Annotated in this window: 18 protein-coding genes; 9 read left to right on the forward strand and 9 right to left on the reverse strand. The window is 65.1% G+C overall.

Translation table 11 applies throughout. From position 1 onward, the window contains the following. Nucleotides 1-412, reverse strand: a 412-nt coding sequence (locus V3H18_RS08455; protein ID WP_332081584.1) for a DUF4175 family protein, incomplete at its 3' end; no start/stop codon positions are given. A 131-nt stretch (nucleotides 413-543) separates the two neighbouring features. On the opposite strand from V3H18_RS08455, the gene V3H18_RS08460 reads away from it, so the two are divergent. Together V3H18_RS08460 and V3H18_RS08465 are read left to right on the forward strand one after the other, a co-directional pair. Further along, nucleotides 544-1,056, forward strand: coding sequence for a hypothetical protein (locus tag V3H18_RS08460; protein ID WP_332081585.1), 513 nt, complete (start codon nucleotides 544-546; stop codon nucleotides 1,054-1,056). A gap of 36 nt (nucleotides 1,057-1,092) precedes the next feature. After that, nucleotides 1,093-1,587, forward strand: a complete 495-nt coding sequence (locus V3H18_RS08465) for a hypothetical protein (protein WP_332081586.1) — start codon at nucleotides 1,093-1,095, stop codon at nucleotides 1,585-1,587. Between the two features lie 8 nt (nucleotides 1,588-1,595). Here V3H18_RS08465 and V3H18_RS08470 read toward each other — a convergent pair whose 3' ends face one another. The 4 genes from V3H18_RS08470 to amoC all read right to left on the reverse strand — a co-directional run bounded on the left by V3H18_RS08470 (nucleotide 1,596) and on the right by amoC (nucleotide 4,681). Then, the gene (locus tag V3H18_RS08470) at nucleotides 1,596-1,823 is read right to left on the reverse strand and encodes a hypothetical protein (RefSeq protein ID WP_332081587.1); all 228 of its coding nucleotides are present in this window, start codon (nucleotides 1,821-1,823) and stop codon (nucleotides 1,596-1,598) included. Between the two features lie 50 nt (nucleotides 1,824-1,873). Beyond that, nucleotides 1,874-2,188: a plasmid stabilization protein gene (locus V3H18_RS08475; protein ID WP_332081588.1), complete on the reverse strand. Its 315-nt coding sequence runs from the start codon at nucleotides 2,186-2,188 to the stop codon at nucleotides 1,874-1,876. Nucleotides 2,189-2,267: 79 nt separating this feature from the next. After that, entirely contained in the window at nucleotides 2,268-3,593 is a 1,326-nt protein-coding gene (locus V3H18_RS08480; protein ID WP_332081639.1) for a dihydroorotase, read from the reverse strand. Between the two features lie 314 nt (nucleotides 3,594-3,907). Beyond that, the gene (amoC, locus tag V3H18_RS08485) at nucleotides 3,908-4,681 is read right to left on the reverse strand and encodes a bacterial ammonia monooxygenase, subunit AmoC (RefSeq protein ID WP_332081589.1); all 774 of its coding nucleotides are present in this window, start codon (nucleotides 4,679-4,681) and stop codon (nucleotides 3,908-3,910) included. Nucleotides 4,682-4,876: 195 nt separating this feature from the next. Here amoC and V3H18_RS08490 point away from each other — a divergent pair, with 195 nt between their 5' ends. Continuing rightward, complete coding sequence (locus V3H18_RS08490; protein WP_332081640.1) at nucleotides 4,877-5,860, forward strand: GlxA family transcriptional regulator; 984 nt, start codon at nucleotides 4,877-4,879, stop codon at nucleotides 5,858-5,860. A gap of 22 nt (nucleotides 5,861-5,882) precedes the next feature. Here the strand turns inward: V3H18_RS08490 and V3H18_RS08495 are convergent, their stop codons facing one another. Further along, entirely contained in the window at nucleotides 5,883-6,035 is a 153-nt protein-coding gene (locus tag V3H18_RS08495; protein WP_332081590.1) for a hypothetical protein, read from the reverse strand. A 329-nt stretch (nucleotides 6,036-6,364) separates the two neighbouring features. Here V3H18_RS08495 and mch point away from each other — a divergent pair, with 329 nt between their 5' ends. From mch to fae (V3H18_RS08520), 5 genes are all read left to right on the forward strand, one after another. Further along, the gene (gene mch / locus V3H18_RS08500) at nucleotides 6,365-7,342 is read left to right on the forward strand and encodes a methenyltetrahydromethanopterin cyclohydrolase (RefSeq protein ID WP_332081591.1); all 978 of its coding nucleotides are present in this window, start codon (nucleotides 6,365-6,367) and stop codon (nucleotides 7,340-7,342) included. A gap of 60 nt (nucleotides 7,343-7,402) precedes the next feature. Further along, nucleotides 7,403-8,359, forward strand: a complete 957-nt coding sequence (locus V3H18_RS08505) for an ATP-grasp domain-containing protein (protein ID WP_332081592.1) — start codon at nucleotides 7,403-7,405, stop codon at nucleotides 8,357-8,359. Then, nucleotides 8,352-9,224: a triphosphoribosyl-dephospho-CoA synthase gene (locus V3H18_RS08510; RefSeq protein WP_332081593.1), complete on the forward strand. Its 873-nt coding sequence runs from the start codon at nucleotides 8,352-8,354 to the stop codon at nucleotides 9,222-9,224. Before V3H18_RS08505 ends, V3H18_RS08510 begins: the two co-directional genes overlap by 8 nt. Nucleotides 9,225-9,361: 137 nt before the next feature. After that, the gene (fae, locus tag V3H18_RS08515; RefSeq protein ID WP_332081594.1) at nucleotides 9,362-9,871 is read left to right on the forward strand and encodes a formaldehyde-activating enzyme; all 510 of its coding nucleotides are present in this window, start codon (nucleotides 9,362-9,364) and stop codon (nucleotides 9,869-9,871) included. Between the two features lie 258 nt (nucleotides 9,872-10,129). Beyond that, a complete protein-coding gene (fae, locus tag V3H18_RS08520; protein WP_332081595.1) occupies nucleotides 10,130-10,699 on the forward strand; it encodes a formaldehyde-activating enzyme in 570 nt (189 codons plus the stop codon). Between the two features lie 16 nt (nucleotides 10,700-10,715). On the opposite strand, the gene V3H18_RS08525 is transcribed toward fae (V3H18_RS08520), so the two are convergent. Continuing rightward, a complete protein-coding gene (locus V3H18_RS08525; protein ID WP_332081596.1) occupies nucleotides 10,716-11,402 on the reverse strand; it encodes a HisA/HisF-related TIM barrel protein in 687 nt (228 codons plus the stop codon). Between the two features lie 172 nt (nucleotides 11,403-11,574). Between V3H18_RS08525 and V3H18_RS08530 the strand changes: the two genes are divergently transcribed. Next, nucleotides 11,575-12,180 (forward strand): hypothetical protein, encoded by a 606-nt coding sequence (locus V3H18_RS08530; RefSeq protein WP_332081597.1) that lies wholly within the window; start codon nucleotides 11,575-11,577, stop codon nucleotides 12,178-12,180. 9 nt (nucleotides 12,181-12,189) lie between these two features. On the opposite strand, the gene V3H18_RS08535 is transcribed toward V3H18_RS08530, so the two are convergent. Both V3H18_RS08535 and V3H18_RS08540 read right to left on the reverse strand, forming a co-directional pair. Continuing rightward, entirely contained in the window at nucleotides 12,190-12,744 is a 555-nt protein-coding gene (locus V3H18_RS08535) for a PQQ-dependent catabolism-associated CXXCW motif protein (RefSeq protein WP_332081598.1), read from the reverse strand. After that, entirely contained in the window at nucleotides 12,741-13,646 is a 906-nt protein-coding gene (locus tag V3H18_RS08540; RefSeq protein ID WP_332081599.1) for a substrate-binding domain-containing protein, read from the reverse strand. The genes V3H18_RS08535 and V3H18_RS08540 overlap by 4 nt, the downstream gene beginning before the upstream one ends. Nucleotides 13,647-13,665: the final 19 nt, after the last annotated feature.

Raw genomic sequence — 13,665 nt, forward strand, 5'->3', positions numbered from 1 at the left:
CGAGCCGCCTGCGATGCGCCGTCCAGAGCGCCTGCGCGGCGGGATCGGCGTCCTTGAATGCCAGCCGGTCTTCGAGCGAAGAGGCCGGCCGCAGCGCCGGATCGGCGGCTGCGTCGAGACGCGCGAGCGCCAGAGCGCGACGCGGCCAGCCGCGCGCGATCTCCCGCGCGACGACATAGAGCGCCGCGAAGCCGAAGAGCGCGACGACGCCGATCCGCGCCTCGAGCGGCGCGGCGCGAAAGAAGCCAAGCCAGGCGAACGTCAGAAAGAAGAGCGCGAGCGTCGCCAGCGCGACGAAGAGGCGCCAAAGGCGCTCGGCGATAAGCGCCAGGGCCGAGCGGCGCAAAAGCGCGCCAAGCGGGCTTGTGTCTTCCCCGCCTTCCGGCGCGGCCTGATGCTGCAGCTCGTCCATTCGCTCTCCCGCGACTTTCGCCCTTCACATGGCGATTTCAAGGAGACTAGACAATCCGCGCGCCACGGCAAGCTTCGCGCCAACAAGCGCCTCGATTGACGCGGTCGGCGTCCCGGCGATTAACATCGCCCATGACCCGCAAGCCGCAATCGAGAGAGTTCGCAGACATCGTCTCGCCGCCCCTTACCGATCTTTCGCTTCTGCCGACGCCCGTCGCGAAGATCCGCGACAAGATTCTCGCCGCCTGCGAGACGGGAGACGTCGAGGCGCTGCGCATTCCGATCGACTGGAACGAGACGCGACCGCTTTTCGCCAAAAGCGGGACGTTCAAGGCGGGCGCCGATCCCATCGAAATCTTGAAGGCGCTGTCCTTCGACGGCAAGGGACGCGAGACGATCGAGCTGCTGCGCGCGATCTTCGCCCAGCCTTTCGTGACGATCGCGCGGGGCCCGACGACGCTTTACGAATGGCCCGCCTTCGCCCGCCGTCCCGACCCGCCCACGAATGAGGCGGAGGCGCTGGCGAGATGGCGCTGCGTGCGCTTCGCCGATCTTACCCGCTCCAATGTGGAAGGAAGGCCGCATGCGACGCGGGTCGGGATCGCATCCGACGGCGTTTGGCATTATTTTTGGAGCGAAAACTAACATTGCCTATGGCCTGGCCTTTGCATCGGCGCCGGCATGGCCGATATTTTCCACCTCGATAACGAACTTCCCGCGCAGGTCGATTTCGCGGAAGCGCCGCCTGAAATCAACGAAGTGCTCAAAGAAGGGGTGGTCGCCTATCGCCGCGACCGCGATGCGGCGAACGCCCTTTTCCAGAAAGCGCTGGCCATGGCGCCTGAGGAGCTTTCCACCTATTTCTGCCTTTACAAAATCCACACCTATATGGGCGGGCTCGATTACGCCGCCGACATCGCCGAGCAGGGGCTACGGATCGCGACGCGCCAGGCGGGCTGGCCGGACGATCCCGCGCAATGGCCGGCGCGCGCCGCCTCGCATAAAGGCCCGGGCCGTTTCGCGCTTTTCACGCTAAAGGCGCTCGCCTTCATCGAATTGAAGCGCGGGCGCCCCGAGATTACGCAAAAACATCTCGCCGCGCTTGCTAAAGCCGACCCGCAGGGCGAAGTCGGCTGGCCGGTCATCGCTGAGCTTGCGCAGGGCGTCGACGCCTGACGCGAATATTAGATTTCGCGCTTCTCCTCATGCGGCTTGGCGTGCGAGCGGCCTTTCTCTTCGGCGCGTTTCAGCTCTTCCGCTTCGTCGCCTTCGATCGCGCGCTCGGCGTCCTTCGCCGCCGACTCCACCTTGCCGCTCTCGACGAATTTCTTCGTCGCGTCGTTATACTGTTTTGCCGCCGTGCGGCTGCCTTCGCCTTCGTTCTTCGAGTGCATGTCCGTGTCCTTGCTCATTGCGTTCTCCTGTAGCGACTGAACGCGACAGGGACAGCGATGTTCCGAAACTAACCGGCGCGCCGCTCGTTGCGCTTGCGCGTCTCCGCGGCCTTTTTCGCGGACGCCGAACGTTCCGCCGCAGGGCGCGCGGCCGAGGCTTCCCCGCCAACCTTGCCGCCCTTATGCGCCGCCGGATGGCCGGTGTCGGCATGGCCGCGGCCGGAGCCTGTTTTCTTGCCGCCGCCGTCGTCCTTATTGACGGTGGCCCAGGCGATGCGCTCGGCGTCCTTCTCCGGCGCGCCGCGCTTCTCGTAGCTTTCCTCGATATGCTCGGCCTTACGCTTCTGCTTATCGGTGTATGCGGATTTCTCTCCCCGTGGCATGGCGCTCTCCTTCACGCGTTGCTTTGGAGCAACCACGCGCGAAGAGCTTTGTTCCGCGTGAAGAAAATTTGGCGTTGTTTTAGAGCGCCGCGTGAAAGCGGATCGGCGCGCCTTGCGCGGGCGTCACAAGCTCGCCCTCCCACATCACCTTGACGCCGCGCACGAAGGCTCCCACGGGCCAGCCTGTCACTTCCTTGCCGTCATAGGGCGTCCAGCCGACGCGCGAAGCGATCCATGAATTCTTGATCGTCTCGCGGCGCTTCATGTCGACGATCGTCAGATCGGCGTCATAGCCGACGGCGGCGCGGCCTTTGCCGGCGATGCCGAAAAGCCGCGCCGGCCCGGCGCTTGTGAGATCGACGAAACGCTGCAGGGTGAGACGGCCCGCATTCACATGATCGAGAAGAAGCGGGACGAGCGTCTGCACGCCGGTCATGCCCGAGGGGCTCTCTGGATAGGGCTTGGCTTTTTCCTCAAGCGTATGCGGGGCGTGATCGGAGCCGAGAATATCGACGACGCCCTCGGCGACGCCGCGCCAGATTCCCTCGCGATGGCGCGCTTCGCGCACCGGCGGATTCATCTGCGCGAGGGTTCCGAGCCTCGCGTAGTCGCTCGCCTCCATCGTCAGATGATGCGGCGTCGTCTCGACGCTGGCGATGTCCTTATATTCGGCGAGAAGCGCGATCTCCTCCTCCGTCGTCACATGCAGCACATGAACGAGCGCGCGCTTCTCTCGCGCGATCCGCATCAACCGCTGCGTTGAGCGCAGCGCCGTCTCCACGTCGCGCCACACCGGATGCGAGGAAGGATCGCCCGCGACGCGCAGAGGCTTCCTCTCGTTGAGGCGCTCTTCATCCTCGCTATGGAAAGCCGCGCGCCGGCGGGTGTGGGAGAGAACTTCCGCGATGCCGGCGTCGTCGGCGATCAGCAGCGAACCGGTCGAGGACCCCATGAACACCTTGACGCCCGCCGCGCCCGGCAGGCGCTCCAATTCGCCAAGATGGCGAGCGTTCTCATGCGTGCCGCCGACCCAGAAGGCGAAATCGCAATGCATGCGCCCGCGCGCGCGCGCGACCTTATCGGCAAGCTCGGCCTCGCCGGTCGTCAGCGGCTTGGTGTTGGGCATGTCGAAAACGCCGACGACGCCGCCCAGAACCGCGCCGCGCGAACCCGACTCCAAATCCTCCTTATGCGGCGCGCCGGGCTCGCGGAAATGCACCTGCGTATCGATGACGCCGGGCAGCACATGCAGGCCCCGGCAGTCGATGCGCTCGCCGGCCGAGGCGCGGGAGAGATCGCCGATCCCCGCGATCTTCCCGGCGCGCAGGCCGACGTCGCGCAGGCCCGCGCCGTCCTGATTGACGAGCGTCCCGCCGGAAAGAATGACGTCGAAGGTCTGCGTCATGAAGGCGCTCCGCTTGCGATAGATCGCGTCATAGCGATCCACGTCGCTAGATCATGTCGTGAATCGATGCGTCACTCCATGATCTCGTTTTGTGAATTAACGCATTTTCTTCGCCGAACTCGGATCCACTTCGGCGGAAAACGCTCTCATGCGCCAATGGCGCGCGAGACTCAAGGAGCGGCGGAGAAGATAAGGAAAAAGGCGCCTCCTGGCCTGGGAGCGGCCGGAAGGCGCCAGAGCTCGACATTTGATTTAGGAGGGGGAGTTTCGGCGCGCAAACTCCTGGGACGGCCCGCGCGCCGACTTTTCGCTTATCAGGCCTCGGTGAGGAGCTCGACGCCTTCCTTGCCGATCACGCGGTGGATGTTGATCAGCAGTTGCAGCACGACGCCGAAGACGCCAAGCGCCATCCAGCCGAAGAACACGAAGCCCCAATGCAGCGGCGCCACGAACAGTTCTTCCATGAACCAGAAGGTATGGCCCCATTCATTGAGACCGACATTCGGGATGATCATGAAGGGTCCGATCGAGACGATCAGATAGGCGAGCGAATAGCCCTTGGAGAAATAGGGTATCCGCGTCTTCGCATGGAAGAAGCAGCCGACCGCCAGGATCGAATAGATCGGGTAGCTCATATAGAATTCGATGATATGCGACGGGGTGAAGTCCGTGTCGCGAATCACCGTCATGTGCCAGGTGCCGTCCTGCTCCGTGAAGAAGGACGCGCCCCAATAGATCGCCGCCGCATAGACGACGAGCCAGGCCGCGTTGTCGGCGACGGCGCGCAGCTCCTGACGCGGCGTCAGCGCCGACATGTCGCGCACGCGCGTCTTCCAGAGCCAGCCGGCGAGCCCGATGCCCGAGATGAGCTCCAGCGGAATTTCCGTCCACAGAATGCTCATCCAATAGGTCTGGAACTCCGGCGCGAATGAATCGAGACCGGCGCGCCAGCCGTAAATCTGCTCGTAGATGCGCACGACCAGATAAAAGCCGTTCAGGACCGCCAGCCCGATCCACATTCCTTTAAGATCGACGAGCGGCTCGGCGCGATCGATTGCGCCTGCCGCCGTCTGCGTTGTTACGCTCATATCGGTTTTCCTCCAGTTCGACCGGAATGCGATGATATTTTTCCGGTGAGCCTTAGGGTCGCGCGCGGCCGGGTCCTTTACAGCTTGGCGGCTTCGCCATTAGTCTGGCAAATTCAGACAGCGGCTTTGCCATTGTTAGTGCAAAATTCGCCACGGGGTGTCGCCAAAGGCTGCGGCGAGAGGATTGGGCGCGTGATGGACATCGCAATTCTCGGCTTCGAAAGCTGTCTGGGCCTCGCCTTCGTCGGTTCGGCCGACATGTTGACCCTGAGCCGCCGCATGCTCGCAAAAAAGGACGCGCCCGAGCCCTATCGGGTGATCTGCGTCAGCCATGACGGCCGGGCCGTTCGCGACGGGGCCGGCCGGCTCCTTGAGGTCGACGGCCGTTTCGAGGACGCCGACGGCTGCGCGGCGATCATCGTGCCGGGCTACCTCTGCGACGGCGGCCATGCGCTGCCCCCCACCCCCGCGATCGGCGCGGCGGCGGCGTGGCTGAGGCGCCAGCACGCGCTCGGCGCCATCGTCGCCGGCTCCTGCAACGGCGTCTTTCTACTCGGCGAGGCTGGATTGCTGGACGGGCGGCGCTGCACCACCACCTGGTGGCGGCATAATGAGCTGAAAAGCCGCTATCCGCGCGCCGACGCGGCGTGGGGCGCCTCGCTCATCGAGGACGGCCGCGTCGTGACCGCCGGCGGTCCGCTCTCCTGGATCGACCTGACGCTTCACGTCATTCGCGCGCTGCTCGGCCCGGAGGCGGCGAAAAAGGCCGCGGATTTCACCGTCGTCGACACCGTCCCCTCGACCCAGGCGATCTATATTCCGCCTGGCCATCTCTCGGCCTCGAATCCTTTCCTGCTCGAAGCGGAGCATATCGTCCGCCAGGCGGGCGACGCGCAATTGACGACGATCGATCTCGCGCATGCGCTGGGGGTCTCGGAGCGGACGCTGCACCGGCGGCTGAAGGAGGCTTCAGGCGAAACGCCGAAGCATTTTCTCGATCGCGTCCGCTTCGAGACGGCGCGCATGCTGCTCGAGACGACGCAGAAATCCGTCAAGCAGCTCGCGGCCGCCTCGGGCTATATGGACGAAACCAGCTTTAGGCGGGCTTTCCGACGCTATTCGGGCATGACGCCCGGCGCTTATCGCTCCTGGTCGGCCGCGCGGCGCGGCGCGCGATGACGCTCAGTCTTTTGGGCCGCCGTCAGTGAGCCCAGGCGTCCAAAGCGATGTCGAGGGCCCGGACGAGGAACATATTGCCCAAAACGATCGCCGCGAGGGCCAGAACGACGGTCAGCACGTCGCCCTTCGCCACGCGCCCCGAAGAATTTTGTCCAGTCGTCGTCTGCGCTTCCATCTTCGCGTTCCCTCAATTTTCTTTATTTGACCCGACTACTTCTATTCGAACGCTGCAACGGTAAACGTGCGCGACCGCACAAACTGCCTTGCTCAACGCCCTTTCGCGGCTTTGGTTTCCTTCTAAAGCGCAAAATTATTTAATTTTTGCGTCATTCTCGGCGCGGAGCCCTAATTCCGGCGTTTTTTTAAGGCGGCGGCGCCATAGCCCCCGCTTCCGTTTCCTCGCGAAGCCCGATAAGTTCCGCGCGCAATCCGGCCGCGCGCTTTTATTAAAGCGAGCGGAAAACGGCCGAAAGAGCCACGTAAAATTTAAGGGAAGGGCCACAAGTGAGCGCAAGCCAGAACACCAGCGGCCGCGCGAGCGCGAGCGTCAACGCTCTCGCGGGGGAGATCGTCGACCGGCTGGTCGCCGGCGCGGCGCAATATCGCGTGCATGTCTCGCGCGGCGAATTGGGCGAATTGCTGATCGACGCCGGCGCGAAAGTCCCCGGCGGGATCGACGTCGGCCTGCTGCTCACTGAAATCTGCATGGGCGGCCTTGGCCGCGTCACCCTTGCGCATGCGCCGGGCGCGCCCAAATGGCCCTTCTGGCTGACGGTGTCGAGCAATGATCCGGTCGTCGCCTGTCTCGCCAGCCAATATGCGGGCTGGAGCCTCTCCCATGAAAAATTCTTCGCGCTCGGCTCGGGGCCCGGCCGCGCCCAGGCGCGCGCCGAAAAGCTCTTCGAGGAGCTTCCCTATCGGGACCAGGCCGAACGCGTGACCATCGTCCTCGAAAGCGCCGCGCCGCCGCCCAAGGAGGTCGTGGAAAAAGTCGCGACGAAATCGGGCGTCGCGCCCGACAAGGTCGCCTTCATCTATGCGCCGACGCAGTCGCTCGCGGGCGGCGCGCAGGTCGTCGGCCGCGTGCTGGAAGTCGCGCTGCACAAGGCGCATGAGCTGCATTTCCCGCTCGACGACATCGTTGACGGCATCGCGACCGCGCCGCTCTCGCCGCCCCACCCGGATTTCGTGCAAGCCATGGGCCGCACCAATGACGCGATCATCTACGCCGGGCGCGCCCATCTCTTCGTGAAGGGCCCGGCGGCGGCGGCGAGAGAGCTCGCCGAAAAGCTGCCAAGCTCCAATTCGCGCGACTATGGCCAGCCTTTCGCGGAAATCTTCAAGGCCTATAAGGGCGACTTCTATAAGATCGACGGCAGCCTGTTCTCGCCGGCCGAGGCGCTGGTGACGGCGATCGAGACCGGCGAAACTTTCCGCGCGGGCGAGATCAACGAAGCGCTGCTCGACAAGTCCTTCGGGTGAACCCTCCCCTCGATGGGGAGGGTCGGCGCTCAGCGCCGGGGTGGGGTGACAGAGTCTCAAATGACGACGGATTGTTTCACCCCCACCCGAGCGCCTGCGGCGCTCGACCTCCCCCCTCAAGGGGGAGGTAAAAAGCCCCGCGTCGCGATCTTCACCGACAAGCTCGACTGGCATGTCGAGCGCACGCTCGGCGCCTTTCGCGCGCAGGGCGCGAGCGCCAAAGCCGTCCGGCTTTCGGCCTGCAAATTCGACACGACGCGCGACGACGGACTGGCCATTCCAGGCTTTCATGCGCTCCCCGATCTCGCCATCGTGCGCGCCATCGGCGACGGCTCGCTGGAAGCGATCACCATGCGGCTTGGCGTTCTGCATGCGCTCGAAGCATTGCGCGTTCCGCTTATCAATAGCGCGCGCGCCATCGAGCGCTGCACCGACAAAAGCATGGCGAGCTTTCTTCTGGCGCAGGCGGGAATTCCGACGCCCGCGACCTTTGCGACGCAAACGCTCGCCGAAGCGCGCGCCCTTGCGCGACGCGAATGCGTCAAGGGCCCGCTCGTCTTGAAGCCGCTTTTCGGCGCGCAGGGCTGGGGCCTCAAACTTATCGAAAGCGAAAGCGACATTCCCGCGCTTCTCGACGCGCGCGGCGTCTATTATCTGCAACGCTTCGTCGGACCGGCGCGTCCGCCATATGAAGACATGCGCATCCTCGTCTCGCGCGGCGAAATCGTCGCCGCGATGCGTCGGCGCTCCTCGCATTGGATCACCAATGTGCGCCAGGGCGCGAAGCCGCTCGCCGCGACGCCTTCGCGGCGCGAAGCCGATCTCGCGCTCGCCGCCGCCCATGCGCTCGGCGTCGATATCGCCGGCGTCGATCTCATCCACGACGAGGCGGGCGAGGCGCTCGTGCTGGAAGTGAACAGCATGCCGGGCTGGAGCGGCCTGCAGCAGGTGACGTCCTTCTCCATCGCCGAACGCCTCGCGGCGGACGCGCTCGATCATATGCGCGTCGATGGCTGAGGCGATCGCGCCGGAAGCGGTCGCCCAGGCTTTCATCGACGCCTGCGAAGCGGAATTGCAGGCGCCCAAGCCCGGCAATGTCCATGTCTTCGCCGACGGCCATGGCATGACGGCGGCGGATTTTCGCACCAGCGCCGAGGCGGCCGCGCCTTTCATCGCCGCCGCGCGCGCAACTATGGGCGCGCGCATTCTCGGCGCGATCGAGGCGACATGGGCGCGCGTCGGACAAAACACGAATCTCGGGATCGTTCTGCTCTGCGCGCCGCTGGCGCAAGCGGCTCTAACCGGAATGAACGGCGATTTGCGAAAGGAGACCGCGCGCGTCCTGCGCGGGCTCGACATCGACGACGCCGAGAAGGCTTTTCGCGCCATCGCCCTGGCGCGGCCGGCGGGCCTTGGCGCGGCGCCCCAGCATGACGTGCGCGCGCCGGCGCGGACAACTCTCTTGGAGGCGATGCGTGCGGCCGCCGCGCGCGACCGCATCGCCTGGCAATACGCCAATGATTATGCCGATATTTTCGACATTGGGCTGAAGACGTTGAGAGAGGCGCGGACGAAGGGGCGCGAGCCGAGGCTCGCGACTCTCGCCGTTTATGCCGCTTTCTTAAGCGCATTCCCCGATAGCCATATATTGCGCAAACATGGGGCGCCGGCAGCCGAGGAGGCGCGCAACGAAGCCGCGCATTTTGCGGCGCGTCTCGCGAGCGAGGCGAAAGGCGAAGCGGCGATCGACATGGCGCTGGCTTTCGACCGCACACTCAAGGAACGCGGGCTCAACCCCGGGACGAGCGCCGATCTCACCGTCGCGGTTCTTTTCGCGGATAATCTGGCGGCCATCTTGGCAAGGGCGCGCAAAAATGATTGAGTCCGCGCGCGCGGGAAAGTCTCGCGGCTATCTGGCCAACCGGTCGGGCTTTTCGCCCGGCGCCGAAGCGAGGATAGGGGTCGCTCGCGGCGCAAGGGCGCGCGGGCCGTGTTTTGGGATTTCTGGGAGGAACGCACATGGCGAAGATTAACAAGTTGCTGGTCGGCGAGTCGCTGGTCGGCGAAGGCAACGAAGTTGCGCATATCGACCTTCTGATCGGGCCGCGCGGCTCGGCCGCGGAGCTTGCCTTCGCCAATGCGCTGGTCAACAACAAGGACGGCTTCACGACGCTGCTCGCGGTCGTTGCGCCGAACCTTCTGTGCAAGCCCAACACCATCCTGTTCAACAAGGTGACGATCAAGGGCGCGAAGCAGGCGGTGCAGATGTTCGGCCCGGCGCAGCATGGCGTCGCCAAGGCCGTCGCCGACAGCGTCGCCGAAGGCGTGATCCCGGTCGAAGAAGCGGACGACCTTTTCATTTCGGTGGGCGTGTTCATTCACTGGGACGCGAGCGACGACAAGAAGATCCAGGACTACAACTATCAGGCGACGAAGGAAGCGATCGCGCGCGCCGTCGCCGGCGAGCCGAAGGCCGCGGAAGTCGTCGCCAAGCGCAACGACGTCAAGCATCCTTTCGCGCCCAACTAAGCCGACCATCGAATGCGCAGCGGGGAGCTCTCCATGACTCCCCGCCGTCGCGGCGCCGGCTCGTCGAGGGGGCGAGCCGCGCCTGCCGCGCGCGAAGCGGCGCCGGCGGCATGTTGGGTCTCGCGGCCGCAAGGCGGGCGGCCCGCGTGAGGTTTCCAAGGCTTCCCCATGGAAGCCGAAGCGAGAACAAAGGGCATTCCGCGCGCGAAGAATAAGAAGCGCCGCAGGGACGCGAACGGCACCGGAAGGGATGAAATCATGGCTTCGTTTTTCGATAAAATTCTTGGCGCGCTCTTTCCGAAGTCGGCGCCTGGCCACGCATGGAGCGCCGGCAAGACCAGCATCGGCGAGTCGCTCGTCGGCGACGGCAATGAGGTCGCGCATATCGACCTGATCATGGGACCGCGCGGCTCGGCGGCGGAAAAGGCCTTCGCCAACGCCCTCGTCAACAATAAGGACGGCTTCACCACGCTGCTCGCGGTGATCGCGCCGAACCTGCTCGTCAAGCCCTATACGATCCTGTTCAACAAGGTCACGATCAAGAACGCCAAACAGGCGGTGCAGATGTTCGGACCCGCGCAGCATGGCGTCGCCAAGGCCGTCGCCGACAGCGTCGCGGAAGGGGTGATTCCCCTGAGCGCCGCCGACGATCTGTTCATCTGCGTCGGCGTCTTCATCCATTGGGAAGCCAATGACGACCAGAAGATTCAGGACTTCAACTATCAGGCGACGAAAGAAGCGATCGCCCGCGCCATGAAGGGCGATCCGACGGCGCAGTCCGTGCTCTCGGCGCGCGTCACCGCGAAACATCCTTTCGCGCCCAATTGATCGAACATCCATAGCGTCAGGAAGGGAGCCCTCGCGGCTCCCTTTTTCGTTGCGCGGCGCGCGACGCGAAACGCGCGCACTCACTGGGCGCGAGCCGCCCGTCGTGCAAGGCGGAGGCGACAAGCGCGCCCGCCGCGCCGAGCGCTTCGAGCCGCGCGAGATCCTCGGCGCCGCGCACGCCGCCGGCGGCGTAAACGCTCCGCTCCCCCGCGCGCGCGACGATCTCGGCGAAACGGACGAAATCCGGCCCGGCGTCGGCGCCAACGCGCGCGAGCGTCATGACGATCAATCGCTTCGGCCAGAGTTCGGGCGACGACAGCAAAGCCTTCGGGCCGAGAAAATGCGCGTCGTGAAAATCGAGCGAGAGAAGCACTTCCGGATCGCCCCGCGCGAAGGACAGCGTTTCGGCGCCGGTCAGGGATTCGCTGCCGATGATCGCCTCGACGCGCGCCTGTCCCCGCCAATCGCGAAATCTGCGGCCGGCGTCGATCATCAGCCGCAGATCGGGGAAGGCTTCCAGTAACTGAAGAATGTCGGCGCGATTGTCGCCCTCGCCTTCGATCGCGTCGAGGTCGGCGACGTAAATCGTCTCGAAGGGATAGAGCGTCAGCAAGCCGGCGACGACGTCGATCGGCGCGCTGCTTGTCGCCAGCGGCGTCGCGATCGGGCGATAATGCGCGCGGTCTCCGGCGACGGCGCGCATGACTGCGCCCCCACGAATATCGATGACGGGAATAAGCTGCATGAGGCATTATAGCGGCGTCGCGCGTTCCGGCGACGCAAGAGCGCGCTGCGCGCTCTGAACTTTTGGAATCGGTCATATTATCCGCATTTGGGCGATCCCGCCCAAATGCTGCGCGAGCTAGGCGGACATCATGATCTTTCGCGGCCCGGCCGTCGCATTTCTTCTTCTCGCCGTCGCCGGCGGCGCGCAGGCGCAGCAGCAGCCGGACTGGCCCTGCAAACAGGTGCGCGTGCCGGATCTCGCGGTCGCCGGCGTCTGGAGCGGGCCGCCGCTGGACGCGGCGCTCAAGGCCTGGCGCGACGACCCGGCGATCGCTGATCTCGTCGCGCGCCTCGCGCCGCGCCGCACGCCGCTTGACGAAGCGGAGCGGCTCATCGCGGATTTCGCCAAGGCGGCCGGCGATAGGCGCAAGGAGCGGCTCACGATTCTTTTGGCCGGCGTCTATGAGCGCATGGACGGCGAGCGGCGCGACGTCGTCAACGGCCTCGACCGTTTCGGCCGCCGCCTGAAGGAGATGGCGGAAAAGACGCGCGAAGCGACGCAGGCGCTGCGCGACGCGCAGGATGCGAAGCCCATGGACGCGGAAGCCGTCAAAAAGGCGGGCGAGACGCTGCAGTGGCGGCTGCGGCTCTTCGACGAGCAGCGACGCATGATCTTCTATGTCTGCGAAAGTCCGGCGCTGATCGAACAGCGCTTCGGCGCGCTGGCGCGGGCGATTATCGCCGCGATGGAGTGAAACGTTCCGCTATTCGCGCGGCTCGGGCTCACGCTCTTCGAGCGGGTGGCCCGCCTGCTCCCAGCCGTCGGCGCCGGGCGGATACCAGGCTATATTCGTATAGCCGAGCGACATCGCGCGCTTTGCGGCGTTCCACGACGCCCAGCAATTGGTGCGGCAATAGAAAACCAGAAGCTTCGACTTGTCGCCGCCGCTCGCGCGCGCAAGGCCCTGCTCGAAATAGCGCGCGGCGCTTTCCGACAATTCGCCGAAGCCCGTGTCGGGAAGCCATATGCTGCCCGGAATGTCGAAGCGCTTCGGATCGCGCCAGACGGCGTTCTTCGGTAGGCCCTCTGGCTTGGGCGGCCGCGCCAGCGCGTCGATGAAGGCCGCCTGCTTCCCGCTCCACAGCTCATAAGCCTGCGGCGTGTCGAGCACCCGCGCGCCCTTGAGCGTCAAAGGCGTCGGCGCGTGATAATTGTCGAGCCGGTAGCTCTCGGGCTCGGGCGGCGGCGACTCCGTCGCTGCTGCGGGAAAAGCCGCGAGCAGCGCGAGCGCCACAAAACCGAAAATTCTGAAGTTCATCGCGACACCGTGATCGGACGGCCGGCATCGTCGATCAAAGGCACGCCATAGTCCAGCAGAATGCGCTCCAGCTCCGCCTTGTTCTGCGCGATCAGCGTGTTGAGGTCGCGTTTCCAATTCTGGTCGGAATGGCGCACGCCGAAGGCGATCCGAAAGGCCATGCGCGCGCCCGGCGTCTCCGGCAACGGCGTCACGGTGAGTTTCGCCGGCGATTGCCTGGCGTAATATCCCGCGATCGGCCCCCAGAGCAGGGCGATGTCGATATCGCCCTTTTCGAGATCGTGGATCATCGTCGCGCCGGGGGCGTCGACGCGCGTGTCGACCACCAGCGGATAGGGTTTCACCGAAGCCAGCAGGCCGTTCATCGCCAGCACATTGCCGGGCGGCGTATTGGCGATAAGGCCGATGCGACGCCCCTTCTCCTTGAGCCGTGGATCGTCGAGCGCGGCGATCCCGTCGAGATCGGAGCCCGCGCGCGTCACCATGGCGTAGGTCGTGCGGTAATAGGGATTGGTCGGCTGCACGAGGTCGTTGCCCTGCGGCATGCCGAGGATCACGTCGCAAAGATGGGCGTTGAGCGTATTGCGCACAAAGCCTGTAGCGCCCGGATAGTAGGAATAGGCGAGCCCCTTGCCGAGCTTTTTGGCCAGCAGCTCTGCGATCTTGTTCTCGAAGCCCTCCCCCTTCTCATTGGAGAAGGGAAGATTGTTCGGATCGGCGCAGACGCGCAACGTCTGGGGATCGATCAGTTCGATCGAGCCCTTGTCGTCGTCGCCCTTGACGCTGAACCGCGGATCGAGCTGCTGCGCGCCGCCCGCGGCCGCCGCAAGGAGAATCGCCGCGCCGCCAGCGACGGCGAGAAGCGCGGCGAAAGCGCGGCGACGTTTCTGCGAGACGATCATGCGATCGACGCTGAAATCC

Origin of the sequence: Methylocystis borbori (assembly GCF_036576025.1) — a bacterium.
Classification (GTDB): domain Bacteria; phylum Pseudomonadota; class Alphaproteobacteria; order Rhizobiales; family Beijerinckiaceae; genus Methylocystis; species Methylocystis borbori.

Excerpts from the sequence above, each read along its gene's own strand:
- V3H18_RS08460 (WP_332081585.1), top strand. The coding sequence starts at position 544 with ATGACCCGCAAGCCGCAATCGAGAGAGTTCGCAGACATCGTCTCGCCG.
- V3H18_RS08465 (WP_332081586.1), top strand. The coding sequence starts at position 1,093 with ATGGCCGATATTTTCCACCTCGATAACGAACTTCCCGCGCAGGTCGAT.
- V3H18_RS08470 (WP_332081587.1), bottom strand. The coding sequence starts at position 1,823 with ATGAGCAAGGACACGGACATGCACTCGAAGAACGAAGGCGAAGGCAGC.
- V3H18_RS08475 (WP_332081588.1), bottom strand. The coding sequence starts at position 2,188 with ATGCCACGGGGAGAGAAATCCGCATACACCGATAAGCAGAAGCGTAAG.
- V3H18_RS08480 (WP_332081639.1), bottom strand. The coding sequence starts at position 3,593 with ATGACGCAGACCTTCGACGTCATTCTTTCCGGCGGGACGCTCGTCAAT.
- amoC (WP_332081589.1), bottom strand. The coding sequence starts at position 4,681 with ATGAGCGTAACAACGCAGACGGCGGCAGGCGCAATCGATCGCGCCGAG.
- V3H18_RS08490 (WP_332081640.1), top strand. The coding sequence starts at position 4,877 with ATGGACATCGCAATTCTCGGCTTCGAAAGCTGTCTGGGCCTCGCCTTC.
- V3H18_RS08495 (WP_332081590.1), bottom strand. The coding sequence starts at position 6,035 with ATGGAAGCGCAGACGACGACTGGACAAAATTCTTCGGGGCGCGTGGCG.
- V3H18_RS08505 (WP_332081592.1), top strand. The coding sequence starts at position 7,403 with ATGACGACGGATTGTTTCACCCCCACCCGAGCGCCTGCGGCGCTCGAC.
- V3H18_RS08510 (WP_332081593.1), top strand. The coding sequence starts at position 8,352 with ATGGCTGAGGCGATCGCGCCGGAAGCGGTCGCCCAGGCTTTCATCGAC.
- fae (WP_332081594.1), top strand. The coding sequence starts at position 9,362 with ATGGCGAAGATTAACAAGTTGCTGGTCGGCGAGTCGCTGGTCGGCGAA.
- fae (WP_332081595.1), top strand. The coding sequence starts at position 10,130 with ATGGCTTCGTTTTTCGATAAAATTCTTGGCGCGCTCTTTCCGAAGTCG.
- V3H18_RS08525 (WP_332081596.1), bottom strand. The coding sequence starts at position 11,402 with ATGCGCGCCGTCGCCGGAGACCGCGCGCATTATCGCCCGATCGCGACG.
- V3H18_RS08530 (WP_332081597.1), top strand. The coding sequence starts at position 11,575 with ATGATCTTTCGCGGCCCGGCCGTCGCATTTCTTCTTCTCGCCGTCGCC.
- V3H18_RS08535 (WP_332081598.1), bottom strand. The coding sequence starts at position 12,744 with ATGAACTTCAGAATTTTCGGTTTTGTGGCGCTCGCGCTGCTCGCGGCT.
- V3H18_RS08540 (WP_332081599.1), bottom strand. The coding sequence starts at position 13,646 with ATGATCGTCTCGCAGAAACGTCGCCGCGCTTTCGCCGCGCTTCTCGCC.